Here is a 13,493-nt window from a genome sequence, read left to right on the forward strand (position 1 = left end):
GTTCCCCGCTTCAATCCTAGGGTTGTGAATCCTAAAACTGGGGGTGGCTATCGCCTCCTCTCTTGAGGATTGTTAAATAATTGTTAAGATTCTCTACTTTTCCTCTTGACCCTGAGAGTTCCAACCTCGTTTAGTATCGTGTGATACCAAACTTCGGAACATACAGACAGTTATAAGGCTGTTCAGGGCTGTACCCCTTATGTCCACCCGAGTGGGTAGAAGCCTTACCGGGAGGTTATTTCGGGCATCTCAGCCCTATTTCGCTCCCGAACGAATCGCACCCTAATTTGAGTCTAACCGAAGCGAAGGTATTGTCGGTATTAGGGAGTCGGGAGTAGAGAGAAGTGAGAAATTTCTGATTCCTGACTTGTGACTCCTCACTCCTCTCTCAACGGGGAATCGAAAATTTAAAATCTACAATTGAAAATTCCCGACGCCCCCCCATATAGGGGTGAGGTCGGGATTTGAGCTCGCTTTGAGATCACAGTATCCGCCCCCCCGGGGGGACGTCGCGATCGGGCTTCACCAGGGCCACGGCTCCGCCGTCCATCACCACCCCCAACACCAGCACTTCGGACATGAAGTTGGCGACTTGTTTGGGGGGGAAGTTCGTCACCGCCAGAATTTGCTCTCCCACCAGGTCTGCGGGCTGGTACAACCGGGTTAAGCCGGCGCTGGATTTTTTGACCCCCAACTCTCCGAAGTCGATCCAGAGCTTGTAAGCGGGTTTGCGCGCCTCGGGAAAGGGTTCGGCTCGGATAATTTTGCCCACCCGAATTTCAACCGAGCTGAAGTCGTCGTAGCTGATTTCGGTCATGCGATCGCACCATTGAGGGACGGGCGGACGCATCCCTCAGTTGCGGATCTGTGGGGAAAACGCGCCGCTAACACACCCCATTGTCATAACATTCGAGGGGGCGTCTGTGAAAGGCGAGGGTCGCCGTCCCTTCCGGGTCGGATTCCCGGGACTGCACCGCGTCCTCCCGGGGCGAGGGTTCGGGCAACTGGGAGGGGGTCCCCCCGGAGGCGAACAGGCTGACAGATACGAACAGCGTCGATAACCACATCATGTTTTTCGATCTCCTTTTTTCAATCAGAACTTCGTCCATTTTTGTCGCGCTTCAGACTCGCTGCTCGGATTCTCGTTTCCATCCATTTCCGCACCGAAATGCGATCGCCATCTGTTCTGTTTTCGTCCGCAGGTGTCGTCCCGTTTCACTCCCTTTTATGATGACCAATCTCGGGTTTCCCACCCATCCCCTATTCGGGTTATCCCTCTGGCTGCCACGACCGATTGAGTTCGGTTTTCCCGACCACTCCCGATCGCGTTTCCATTGAAACGCCGAGTTTTGAAATCGAACTGAAGCGTTGATGAAAGTTTCCTGAGATGTCTGCCCAGACTTCGGGGGCGGTATCTTGACGAAATGCCGGGAACCGTCGCGATCGCCCCCCCTTTTCGAGTGATCCGGCGATCGCATCCCCTTTTCCCATCCCATTCCGCCGCTTTCGGGGCGGTTCCGGACATTACCGGGGCCCGCTACCGCGCCCATTTGACTCGAAAGGGTCCAAAATGGAGCCGGCGATCGAGTTCAAATTTGATATATCAACTTGTCATCTTTCGGCTGCGGTACAATAACTCATGGCAAAATGCTCTACCGTATGGTAATATACTGAGTATACGTCAAACCTATGTTGCTCCACTCACCTAATTCACCATGCCAAAACGTTCGCTGAAAAATGCATCATTTCGGTTCCAGTCTGCTTCCGACGAGTGCGGCGTCGCCAAACTCTCGCCCGAAGCGCTGACCCTGATGGCAGACTTTTTCAAAGTTCTCTCGGAAGTGAGTCGCTTGCAGATTGTTTGCTGTTTGAAAAGTGGGGCCAAAAATGTCACTCAAATTATTGAGGCGACAGGCTTGGGGCAAGCCAATGTTTCCAAACATTTGAAACTGCTCGCCCACGCCGGAATCGTGACTCGCAGCCAACAGGGGGTCAATGTTTATTACGAAATCGCCAATCCTTTTCTGTTCGAGCTGTGTGAGTTAGTGTGTGATTCTCTGTCCGTCCAGATCGACCAGCAACATCAACAATTTGAAAGGCTGCGGGTCCTTCAGGAGGCATTTTAACGCGATCGATCGCCGTCAATCCCGACACCGGGCCGTCCGGCTCGGTGTCGGGATTTATAGTGCGGGAGTCGGTATTAGGGAGTCGGTATTAGGGAATCGGGAATCGGGAATCGGGAATCGGGAATTTTAGATTTTAGATTCTTCCCAGCTTTGCCCCGGTCGCCCCGGTCGCCCCTGGGCCCCCCAAGCGACATTTTTCGGTGGAGAATGAAACGGTCTCCCCCTACACCCTACACACAGCGCCAGATCAGCGATCGCCGCCAGCTAAAGCATCCGCCTCGAAGGGTTTCCCTTTCAACATCCGGTTCCAGTACAGCCAGGGCAAAACGTACCGCTTCACCAGCCACATACTGTAGCGCTCTTGGGTGGGATCGAAGGGAAAACTCGATTTGGGAACTTTATCATAATCGAATTCGGCCATGATCGTCCGCCCGTAACCCGTCACCAGGGGACAGCAGGCGTAGCCGCCGTATTTTCCGCCCAACTCCCGGGACGCCTTCACCGACAGCAGGTTTTCCACCAACGCGGGGGCCTGCCGACGGATGGCGGCGGCGGTTTTGGAATTGGGGAGGGAGGAGGCGTCTCCCAAGCTGAAGACGTTGGGATAGACGTTGTGTTGGGTGGTGTATTTGTCCACGTCCACCCAGCCTTTGGATGGGCCTTCCTGGACGGCTAAGGGACTGTTTTTGATGAAGTCGGGGGCACTCATCGGGGGGGTGACGTGGATCATGTCGTAGGGGACGGCGATTTCCTCGACTCCGGCTTCCGTCGTTGTCTCGAAAATGGCTTCTTTGGTTTGGGGTCGGATCGCTTTCAAATTGTGCTGATATTTGACCTCAATATTGCGGCGATCGACGATTTTTTCCAGGGATTCGCAGTAGCCGGGGATTGCGAAAATTTTGGCGCCGGGGGTGCAGTAAATCACGTTGGTGCGATCGCGGACGCCGTTGCTTCTGAAGGTGTCGTCGGCGAGGTACATGATTTTTTGGGGCGCCCCCGCGCACTTGATCGGGGTGGCGGGGAAGGTGAAAATCGCGTTGCCGCCTTGGAAGTTTTTGAGGACTTCCCAGGTGTAGGGGGCGTAATCTTTGGAATAGTTGCTGGTGACGCCATCTTTGCCGATCGCGTCCTGGAGTCCCTCGATTTTGTCCCAGTCGATCTGAATTCCCGGACAGACGATCAAATAGTCGTATTCGATCCGCCGTCCGTCCTGGGTGACGACCCGATTTTGTTCGGGTTCAAAGGTTTGGGCCGCCGCCTTGATCCAGGTGGCGCCGGGGGGGATGCAGTCTTTTTCGTCCCGGATGGTGTCTTCGAGGCGGTAGGCACCTCCCCCCACCAGACTCCAGGCGGGTTGGTAGTAGTGCTTGTCGGAGGGTTCGATGATGGCGACATCCAGGGTGCGATCGCGCTCCAAAAGTTGGGCGGCGACGGTGATGCCGGCGGCGCCGCCTCCGACGACGACGATGGCATGACGTAGGGTATTTGCAACCGGTTGGGAAGTTTGACCTTCAGAAATCGGTGAATTTGACATGAAAATGGTTTTTGGATGTGAGCTAGACCGTTAAGAGTTTACGATTAAGTGGGAGAGATTGACAGGAACCATCAACAACTTTTAACAATTGCTGAACCTTAAAATCTCCACCTTCCAGAAGAAATAACTATTTAATCACTCAATCATGAGTTTCCATCCAGTCCAGACAGTCTTGCATTTTTTGTTTCATGGTTTCGCGATCGCAGTTCTGGCGTCGTCTGTGTCCGGGAAGCACCCATTCAAAGGAATAATTCGCCAATTTTTTTGTCGATTCGACCAATTCCGGCCAAGAATACCAGCAGACGTGGCGGAAGGCGTAGAGGTGATTTAAAGAGTCAGACCACGCCAGGTGATCGCCGCTGAATAAAAATTTATCGTCGTAGAGCAAAACCGTGTGTCCTTTCGTATGTCCGGGGACGGGAATAATCAGGCAGTCATCGTCGAATTGGATGGGTTCGCTTCCCGAGAGTTTGATTTCGACCGATCGCGTATTTTCGGTGATGTCATCTTCGTGGAGAATGCGATCGCACCCGAAATGTTGGCGAAATTTTTCGTGGTCGGCGACATCATCTTTGTGGGTCAAATAAAGATAGCGAATTCCCCCCATTTCTTCCAGACGCTTCACCAGGGGAGGGGAAAAGCGGGGGGAATCGACCAAAATATTTCCGGCGGTGCGATCGATAAAATAACTGGTGGCTCCGTAGGAGTTTTTCGAGTGGTAGCCGCAGTGATAAACGTTGTCATCTACCCGCAGGGGGAAACGGTTTTGAACGGTTTTAATATCTTTCGGTTTTTCGACGGTGCCGATGGAAGCTGTCGGACAAGCCAGCAACGCTTCCATCGCTTTGATGCGTTCTTCTTCCGTCCCGGGTTGGTGATAAACCGCCGACTGTTCGCCGGAACGATTGAAGATTTTCGGAGCCATCCAGCGGCAGGTGTCGCAGTCGATGCAGGTGCGATCGACGTAAAAATTTCCTTCGATATTTTCCGGCCGTCGCTGTTTCAATTGAGCCATATTATCTTCTCGGTTCGTCGTCTTAATCATACTGTCAATTTTATGATATCGAAATCTGGGATAGCAGTTTGCGATCGAGTCCGATCTGGAAAATCTCCCTAAATCCCCCTTCGCCAGGGGGACTTTAAATTCAAAATTGTCGGGAATGGGTTTTCCGGTGATTGAATGAGAGAGGTGGAGTCGTGTCGAGATGGCGATCGCGGCTTCGGGTGACAAATCAGTTGGGAGAACCGGGATGAAGTGCTTAAAATCTGCCTTGGCGAGTTTGCTCGTTCCTGCGACAATGCTGTTTTCGGGTGGGATGGCGGGGGCCCAAACCGTCGAACCGGAGCGGTTGACCATTTCCGGCAACCGCGCCACGGTGCAAACCCGCCAGCTTTATATTAAGACGGATACCCCCATCGAAGAGTTGCAGGTGATCCCCTTCGACGTGAACGGAACCGACGGGGTGTCGGTGTTTCCGGGGAGTGCGATCGCACCCGGAGAGTTGCAGCCGATTTTGGGAAAACCCGAAGAGGCGATCGTGCCGGTGGAATTTAACTTCCGAAAGGTGCCGGACAGCGGAGAATTTGTCGGGACTTTGCGGCTGAGTTACGCCGGGGGACAACTGGCGGTTCCGGTGACGTTGCGCGTCAAGGATCATTGGTTTTTTCCCCTGTTGATGCTGTTGGCGGGGACGGGGTTGGGAATTGCCGTTTCGGTGTACCGATCGCAGGGACGGCCGAGGGATGAAATATTGATCCGGGTGGGACAGTTGCGGGTTCAGATGGAGGAAGATCCGGACTTGGAAAAGGCGTCGGCGTTTGAAAGTCGCATCCAGGCTTTTTTAATCGAGGTGAAGATGGAACTTCAGGGGGAAAATTGGGAGGAGGCGAAGAAAATTATCGACGATGCCGAGGCGATTTGGCGGCGCTGGGTGATGGGACGTTTGGATTGGTTGGCGCAGTTTGAATACAGCGATCGCCTCAAGGAAAAGTTGAACGAATACGACGCGAGTGCGACCTTCGTGCGGACGATGAATTGGAATTTGCAGGAAATCCTCAACAGTGCGCCGGATTTGGAAAGTCCGGTACAATTGCGGGAAAAATTGGAGGCGATCGCCCAGCAAATTAACAGTTACGTCCCCCTCAAAGAAGAGGTCAAACAACTGCAAAAATTAATTCCCACCCTCCCCGACGACGAGGAAAAACCCCTCGCCGACATCATCCGGGAACTCGACCGCAATATCGACGCTTCCACACCCCCGGAAATTGAAACCGATCGAATTATTTCCGAGGAATTGCAAAAGCTGAGACTCAAAGTCGGCGAACTGAATCCGGCGGCGTGGGAATGGGTGTCGAGTTTGCCTTTAATTTCACCGCCGCCGATCGCGCGATCGGACTCCTCCTGGAATCAACAAGCTCAGGGTGCAAATGTGCGCCTGAAAAGCTTCATTTGGACGAGTTATGCCGTGGCGGTGGTGCTGTTGGCGGGGGCGGGATTCAGCGAGTTATATGTGGATAATACCACGTTCGGATCGAATCCCTGGAAGGATTATTTTGCACTGATGGCTTGGGGATTTGGGGCGGAAGCGACCCGGGACGCGATCGCGAAAGTCGTCCAAAGTTGGGGGTTGCCGGGGTTGAATCCGTAGGATATCGCCGATTTTTAGATCATTTTAACGGAGATTTGGAGGTCAAAAGAAGATGAATGATTTCGACAAATATCCCGATTTTGAGGAGTGCGATCGGTTGCTGCGACAGTTGATCGATGAGGTGACATATTGGAAATCTGATTTGGCGGGGGGACGACAAGTCGCCCTGGGAGATACGGCCCTCGAACGGCTGTTAAAGACGGAAATCACGTTCGGAAATCCCCGAGATAAACTGATTCGTTTGACCGAGGATAATTTTCAGAGTGGCGGTGGGAATCTGAGTGAAATTTATCGGCGGCAAATGGCGGACACCCACGATTTTTATTCGATGACATTGACGGTGAATTTGCGTCCCAAACCGGGGGTGCAGTTTCGGCGGCTGTGTTGCGAGTTGGACTGGAGTCCGAAAGGGGAAAAAGAGGCGATCGTCCAGGGGATGTTTCCCAAAAATGAGTGGCGGACACTGATGGAATGGGGCGCCGGAATGGATTTGGGTTTGAATGAAAATTTGGATTGGACGGTGGGTGTGGATAGTTCGAGTTTGGGGGAAATTGCCCGCCTTCCCGGAGAGTTAAAGGGAAAAGTTTCCAGCAAAAATGACCTGAAAGCGTTCGTCGTCGTCCCCAATTATCAATATCAGATCGGGCGGTCGGAAATCACGGCGTTGGGGGAAGGAAGTTCGACGTGTTACTGGTATATCAAAGATGCCGATATGCAAAAAAGGAGGAGTTTGGAATTGTCGGTTTTGTTTAAAGTTCCCCGGGGAGTTGGGGCGGTGCAATTGCGGGGCGTGGTTTGGGCGGAACCGAATATGAATTGGTTGACTGCCGATTTGAAAGAAGTGGTTCGGGAATTGAGCGATCGCCTGCGTTTTTTGTTGAAAAGTAAGGACGAAGCCGAGCGAAAATTAGCCCGAGGTTTGTCGGAAACCTGGGATTTGACGTTGCCGAATGCCGTCAATTAATGGGGCTTTTTTATGTGCAATATGATTTGGGAGGGACGGAGATGAAATCTGATTATTCGACGTATTACACATATCAAATAAAGGTGGTCAGCCGAGAACGAGTTCAGGTGAAAAAATGGGATAATCGGCATCAGTCTTTGGGGGAACCGGCGGGAGTGTTGCGGGCATCCCACCGGGAACGGGCGGCGGAATTGTTGAAGGTTGCCCGGGACAACCTCCTCGACAATGCCGGCGAATCCCGCCGTTTGGGGGAGGCTTTATTTGAGTTGCTGTTCGACGAGGTTTTGGGGCAGGATTTTGTCAATTTTTACTATCAGGTGATTCAGCGAGAACGGCAGATCGTGCGAATTGAATTGGATATTGACGAACATCTGTTTCCGGATTTGGCGGCTTTTCCTTGGGAGTTTTTGTGTCTGCCCCAGCAGATGAATTTGGGGACGATTTGGCTGGGAACCGATCCGCATTTGGTGTTGTCGAGGCGGCGATCGCAGTGGATTCCGGCCCAACCGATCCGGTTGAAAAGCCGGGAAAAATTACGCATCGCCCTGGCGATCGCGGCTCCGGAGGATCTGGCTGCCGTCGCCTATGAGAAAGTGGAAACGGCTTTGGAAAAATTGAGTCAAAAATCCGATTTGTGGGAATTGATTCCGACTGTCAATCCGGCGACTCCGGAGGCGATCGACGAGATTTTGGAACGAGAACCCCACCTGTTCCATTTGATCGGACACGGGCGGTTTGAAAATGAAGACAATCGGGCGATCGGGCAAATTGCATTGGTTGACGATTTGAATGAGGCGATGTGGGTTGATGCCGACTATTTTAGCGAATTGTTTAACCGCCATCGTCCGGGTGTGGTGATGTTGCAGGCTTGCGAAGGGGGGATGCTGTCCGCCTCCGAGGCGTTTGTCGGGGTGGCTTCGCGGTTGGTTCAGCAAAATATTCCGGTGGTTGTGGCGATGCAGTATGAAGTTTCCAATGTAACCGCGAGTCGGTTTTCTCGCTGCTTTTACGAACGGTTGTCTCGGGGGGAAGCGGTGGATATTGCCGCCCAGGAAGGACGGCGGGCGATCGCTTTGAGTCCCACCCAATATCGCCGGCGAGATTTTGCCACCCCGGCGATCTGGATGCGGGTGGCGGATGGGTTTTTATTCGGGCGATCGGCCCCTTCAAAAGCGGAAGTAAATGCACCCCAAACTACGGGAAATACTTTCCAAATTTATGATAGCAAAATTGGCGAGCTTGCCGGCTCAAACATTTTTCACTTCACCGCCAATTTGGACTCCGATCAACCTCGGAGTTGACGAATTTAAAAAACGCTCATGTTGGGAGGAGAATAGGGCGTGGAGATATAATCATTATCGCCGTCGCCCAAAAAATTCGAGGCATCGGGTTGGTCGATGAAATAGCGGATAAAATTCAAAATTTCATCGGCGATCGGATCGGTGGGAGGGCGTTTTTGCATGGCGGGGTTATAACGTCCTTCTTGAATGGCTCGTTCCATCGCTTGCCGGTTCAGTTGCTCGGCTTGCTCTTTCAAATCTTCGACAATCCGACAAATTCTGATCCCTTGCTGTTGGAGAATTTCAAAGCTTTTTCCACCGTCCCTCATGACGGGTTTATTATTTTCATCGAGTTGGGGAATGGCGGCGTGATGGAGTCCAACCAGTTGCCATTGTTGATTGAAAACCGGGCTTCCCGAGGAGCTAAAATCGGCATCGGCTTCGTACCGAATAAAATTGGAATCCATCTCTAACATTCGGTTGTAGGACAGGGCAACTTGTTTTCTTGTCCCTTTCGGATGCTGGATAATATTGACGGGATCTCCGGGAAAATCGTCGTCAACATCGAGTGAAAATTCCCGCTTAAATTCTGGCGTAATTGGTGGGGAAACTAGCGTCCTGTCGGTACTCATCTGAATCCAACTGAAGCGATCGCCCGCCTTGCCTAATATTTCCAAATTTTTATCTTTCGGCTTCGGCTTTAACTTGAGCAAGCTATAGTCCAACTGGGGACAGGTCACAAAAAATGTCTCATCTATTTCGTATGCGATCGGAACAATTTTTCGCCCATAAACATCCTGCTCGTAGCCAAATTGTGCCAGACATTCCACCGCGACTTCGCCATTTGGAATGACGTGGTGATTTGTCAGTAGGTAGCTATTGCCCACCATAAATCCGGTTCCGATGGGTATGGGCCGCAAGTCTTCGATAATCTGAGGGTTGTCATTTAAGCACTGACTGGGAAGTTGGCCGTCTATCTCAAACCTTTTGTAAAAATTTTCGACATCGCTCTGACTCCGTTCCCCCACCGCAAAAACTTCGGCAATTTCTCTTGCCGTCAAGTGATTTTGCTTTCCCGCTAGTTGGGTATCAATCTCGGCAATTTTTTCCGCCAACTTGTGACAGCTATCTGCGGAGAAATGGCGGACGAGACGACAGACGGCAGAAGCCCGCTTCATCCCCAATTCTAGAAAGGCGATGGGCAGGAAGTCGGGGTACTCAAAAACGGCACTGATTAAAGATTGGGAGTCGGGGTCGTGACGAGCTTTAAAAATTTCGTACAGTTCTTGCGGCCCCAATTGTCTCGGTTGGGATCGAGGGTCATCTGGAAAGGTGTCTTGCATCGAAGGAATATTAGCCAGAAGCGTCCAGACTAAAGGCGTGGGAAGAAACCAGGTTGTAATCACCTGGGATGGGAATCCTTGAGTTCGATTCATAGCTTTGTATCGATTCAAATTTAACGACAATGAAAAATGATAGGATGGGTCAAGCTCTGACCCAGTTGCATCAACTTGAGCTATTATTAAAATGTGGCGAGAGTCACCCCAAAAGTATAGTTATCTATCAATGCACAAACCCAATGACTTGAAGCTCAAGATAGCTCAATTTGCTTTTTTGATTGTAATTCCTATCCTGTCCATTCTATCAACTCTGCTGAGTAGTTGGGTAGGGGGAACTACATTTCTTAACTTAACGACACAAACGGCAACATATTGGGAATCGACTTCATTTATGCTGGCCGTCGTTATGATCTGGATTTTCGCGACGATTCGGCGGGGATTGGTGGCGGGTGTCAAATCTGCGACTTGGGCTTTATTATTCTCTTTAATTGTGGCAACGATCGCCATTTTCGCCCATTGGATAGACCCCGATCCGGTCTATTTGCTTTCGATTTTAATTTTTTCAATTTTAGGAATCGCTTTTGTTGCCGTCGGTTTGGCAATCCAGATTTTTTTGTTTTATTCGATCGCAAATGTTTTCTTCAAGTCTCAAAATCTCTTGAGAGCGATCATTTTTGTCGTGGTGGTGTTGACGGCGATCGCCACCGGACTGTTTCTCTCCTCTCCCCCAGCTTTGGACAATCCGAATTATCAAATTTCCGACCCGTCTTTATGGGTGCGATCGGGTACAATTTTGGGATGCGTATTATCCGGAATTGTATTATCCGCGATCGCCGCAAAAATGACCCGATTTGATACCGAATACCGGCCGAACTTGCGGCGGTTTAAACAACTCGCGATCGCGGCAAGTTGTTGGGGAGGAGAGTCATTTTATGACCTAGATTTGAGCCGTGTAAACTTTAGAAATGCCGACTTATCAAATACCGACTTGAGGGCGAAAAAACTGTATCGGACTTGCTTTCAAGGCGTCACCGGATTGAAGCGAGCCCGGGTGGACGATCGCTATTTAGATTTGCCAAATCCCCAAGTTCAACACCTGCTCACGAAAGGATATTCGGACGCGAAAGACTTCAGCCACGTCAACCTCAGAGGTGCTTATTTGCAAAACGCCGATCTGAGTCAATTCAATTTGACGGATGCCGAATTAACCGGCGCCGATTTAAAAGCCGCCGACTTGCGGGGGAGCTTATTGATGAGAACTCAAATGATCGACGTCGATTTAACCGGGGCAAAATTGACGGGATGCTGCGTCAAAGATTGGAGCGTCAACAGCCAAACCGACTTCACTCACGTCGAATGCGATTACGTTTATCGAGAGATCGATGAAGACGGCAAGTTCTGCGATCGCTTCCCGCAGAATCGCGACTTCGAGCCCCGGGAATTTGAGTCTTTATATCAGGAAGTGGAAAATGTCATCGAGCTCATTTTTAAAGAGGGAGAAGATTGGCGAGCGGTACTGTTCAGCCTGAAACAGATTCAGTTTGAAGATGAAGGGTTGGGATTGGAACTGAAAGGAGTGGAGCGGCGGGGCGATCGCTGGGTTGTGAAAGTCACTTACAATCCCCAAAGAGATAAAGCAGAGGTGGAAAAACGCCTCGATCGCGTCGTGGAAGAGATGCAAAAGCAACTGGCTGCCAAGGAACAACAAATCAATCAAATTTTGGGAATTGCCACCCATCAATCGGAAACCTTAAAAAATCAATCGGCGGCTTTAAAAGCGTTCAGTCAAAAATCTTTTGGCAACAGTTTTATTATCACCGGAAGTCAAATTCAAACCTTGGCGGGCACCGACGTGATCGAATACAACGAAGCATCCCAGCAAATTCGCAGTTGGGTGGCGAACTGTGGCGATCCCGAAAAAAATCGACCCATTTCGGAGCGTTTTTTAACCCAGTTAAACTCGGAAAATGTGACGGCGGAACAGCAAGCCGAACTGATCGAACAAGTTTTACTTGCCGAAGCCAAAACAGAATCATTTTTCAGACAATTTTTACAGCAGCAAGGCTCGGAGTTCGTCGATCGCCTGCCGGAAACCGCCCTCTCAATGGCGCTGCGAAATGCGATCGCAAAGCTGTCCGAAGCCCCGGAATAGCCTCAATTTAAAATCGGCAATTTTAGGGTAAATGTGGAACCTTTTCCGAGGCTACTGTCCGCGCCAATTTCGCCCCCGTGAGCCCGGACAATTTGATCGGCGATCGCCAATCCCAACCCGAATCCGCCGGAGGCTTTGGAACGCTTCAGATCGGCGCGATAAAAGCGCTCGAAGACGTGGGGCAGTGCCTCCTCTGAAATGCCGATGCCGGTATCGGACACCCAAATTAACGCCCGTTCCTCCTCTGTCTTCAAACCCAGTTCGATGCTTCCCCCGGCGGGGGTGTAGCGGCAGGCGTTGCTGAGGAAGTTGGCGATCGCCTGCCGCAGCAAATTGGCATCTGCCCGCACTAAAATCGGGCGATCGGGTAGCTCTTTTGTCAGTTGCAAAGATTGATTTTTCGCCTGGGGTAGCCATTCCGAAAATAAATTTGATAAAAGCCGGGTTAAATCCACCGTTTGCATCGATTCGTCAGCCAACAGCCCTTCGTGCCTCGCCAGAAATAACAGTTCTCCCACCAGGGAACTCATGTGTTTGGTGATGCCGACGATTTTTTGCAGGCGATTTTCAACCGATACGGGGATTTCTTCGAGGTCATCAAAATCCATCAATACCACCTGGGCATTGCTCAAAACGGCAGCCAAAGGTGCCCTCAATTCGTGGGAGGCATTGGCGGTAAATCGTTGCAGTTGATCGCAGACATTTTCCAAACGTTGATTGCTTTGGCGGAGATTTTCTTCCCGCTCCGCCAACTCCCGCTCCAATTGATAGAAAAGATGGACGGCAAAAGCCGCCGCGATCGTGCCGATCGCCACTGAAATGCACATAAAAATCCAAGTCAGTTGCCGGTAAAAATCGCGGTGTCGGATGCGTTTTATCAACAGTTCTTCCTCGGTTTCTGCGAAGCGATCGATTTCCCTACGAGCGGCGTCCATCGTCGCTTTTCCCTCGTCCAACCAGTCGTAAAGAGATGCCGCCGGCACCAAAACATCCGCCGTTCCGCGAATTCGTTTTAAGTCTTTTTGAAGGGCGAGTTTCTGTTTGAAAATCTCCAAGTTTTCATTAACAATTGCGCGGATATCCTGCATTTCGTGGGTTTGGTGCGGGTTGTCTTGCACCAAATTTTCTAACTGATCCAAAGAATCGGGAATCACTGCGATCGCGCGATCGTAAGGTTCCAAAAATTCATCCCGCTGCGTCAGTCCGTACCCGCGAACTCCCGTTTCCGCATCGATCAACGCATTTAAAAGCTGTTTCGTTTCCAGCCGCACCGTCTGGGTGTGCTGCACCCAAGCTTCATCTTCCACCAGGTTGGATTTCAACCAGGCGAAGGCGGATAAAGTGGTAAATAAAAAGGTGACGGGAATGGCGACGATCGCCGTCCCACGAACGCGAATTGGCAGGGCGATCCAGCGCTTTTGAACTGTTTTGATAAGATCTGTCATTTTC

Annotated in this window: 11 protein-coding genes; 5 read left to right on the top strand and 6 right to left on the bottom strand. The window is 51.1% G+C overall.

Annotation, left to right across the window (positions count from 1 at the left end; translation table 11 throughout):
* Nucleotides 1-481 precede the first annotated feature (481 nt).
* Nucleotides 482-850, bottom strand: a complete 369-nt coding sequence (locus tag LKE08_RS06810) for a tRNA-binding protein (protein ID WP_324703454.1) — start codon at nucleotides 848-850, stop codon at nucleotides 482-484.
* A gap of 34 nt (nucleotides 851-884) precedes the next feature.
* On the bottom strand, nucleotides 885-1,070 hold the full coding sequence (locus LKE08_RS06815; RefSeq protein WP_324703455.1) for a hypothetical protein: 186 nt from the start codon (nucleotides 1,068-1,070) through the stop codon (nucleotides 885-887).
* Nucleotides 1,071-1,715: 645 nt separating this feature from the next.
* On the opposite strand from LKE08_RS06815, the gene LKE08_RS06820 reads away from it, so the two are divergent.
* The gene (locus tag LKE08_RS06820) at nucleotides 1,716-2,126 is read left to right on the top strand and encodes a metalloregulator ArsR/SmtB family transcription factor (protein WP_324703456.1); all 411 of its coding nucleotides are present in this window, start codon (nucleotides 1,716-1,718) and stop codon (nucleotides 2,124-2,126) included.
* A gap of 247 nt (nucleotides 2,127-2,373) precedes the next feature.
* Here the strand turns inward: LKE08_RS06820 and LKE08_RS06825 are convergent, their stop codons facing one another.
* Nucleotides 2,374-3,660 (bottom strand): FAD/NAD(P)-binding oxidoreductase, encoded by a 1,287-nt coding sequence (locus tag LKE08_RS06825; protein WP_324703457.1) that lies wholly within the window; start codon nucleotides 3,658-3,660, stop codon nucleotides 2,374-2,376.
* Nucleotides 3,661-3,799: 139 nt separating this feature from the next.
* Complete coding sequence (locus tag LKE08_RS06830; RefSeq protein ID WP_324703485.1) at nucleotides 3,800-4,675, bottom strand: MBL fold metallo-hydrolase; 876 nt, start codon at nucleotides 4,673-4,675, stop codon at nucleotides 3,800-3,802.
* A 235-nt stretch (nucleotides 4,676-4,910) separates the two neighbouring features.
* Here LKE08_RS06830 and LKE08_RS06835 point away from each other — a divergent pair, with 235 nt between their 5' ends.
* The 3 genes from LKE08_RS06835 to LKE08_RS06845 are packed head-to-tail and all read left to right on the top strand — an operon-like array spanning nucleotide 4,911 to nucleotide 8,573.
* Nucleotides 4,911-6,308: a hypothetical protein gene (locus tag LKE08_RS06835; RefSeq protein WP_324703458.1), complete on the top strand. Its 1,398-nt coding sequence runs from the start codon at nucleotides 4,911-4,913 to the stop codon at nucleotides 6,306-6,308.
* Between the two features lie 52 nt (nucleotides 6,309-6,360).
* Complete coding sequence (locus tag LKE08_RS06840; protein WP_324703459.1) at nucleotides 6,361-7,272, top strand: hypothetical protein; 912 nt, start codon at nucleotides 6,361-6,363, stop codon at nucleotides 7,270-7,272.
* A 41-nt stretch (nucleotides 7,273-7,313) separates the two neighbouring features.
* The gene (locus LKE08_RS06845; protein ID WP_324703460.1) at nucleotides 7,314-8,573 is read left to right on the top strand and encodes a CHAT domain-containing protein; all 1,260 of its coding nucleotides are present in this window, start codon (nucleotides 7,314-7,316) and stop codon (nucleotides 8,571-8,573) included.
* A 5-nt stretch (nucleotides 8,574-8,578) separates the two neighbouring features.
* Here LKE08_RS06845 and LKE08_RS06850 read toward each other — a convergent pair whose 3' ends face one another.
* Nucleotides 8,579-9,988 (bottom strand): serine protease, encoded by a 1,410-nt coding sequence (locus LKE08_RS06850; protein ID WP_324703461.1) that lies wholly within the window; start codon nucleotides 9,986-9,988, stop codon nucleotides 8,579-8,581.
* A 295-nt stretch (nucleotides 9,989-10,283) separates the two neighbouring features.
* Here LKE08_RS06850 and LKE08_RS06855 point away from each other — a divergent pair, with 295 nt between their 5' ends.
* A complete protein-coding gene (locus tag LKE08_RS06855; protein ID WP_324703462.1) occupies nucleotides 10,284-12,044 on the top strand; it encodes a pentapeptide repeat-containing protein in 1,761 nt (586 codons plus the stop codon).
* 2 nt (nucleotides 12,045-12,046) lie between these two features.
* Here LKE08_RS06855 and LKE08_RS06860 read toward each other — a convergent pair whose 3' ends face one another.
* Complete coding sequence (locus tag LKE08_RS06860) at nucleotides 12,047-13,489, bottom strand: CHASE3 domain-containing protein (RefSeq protein ID WP_324703463.1); 1,443 nt, start codon at nucleotides 13,487-13,489, stop codon at nucleotides 12,047-12,049.
* Nucleotides 13,490-13,493: the final 4 nt, after the last annotated feature.

This window comes from Lyngbya sp. CCY1209 (genome assembly GCF_035615495.1).
In the GTDB taxonomy this organism is placed as follows: Bacteria; Cyanobacteriota; Cyanobacteriia; order Cyanobacteriales; family Microcoleaceae; genus Limnospira.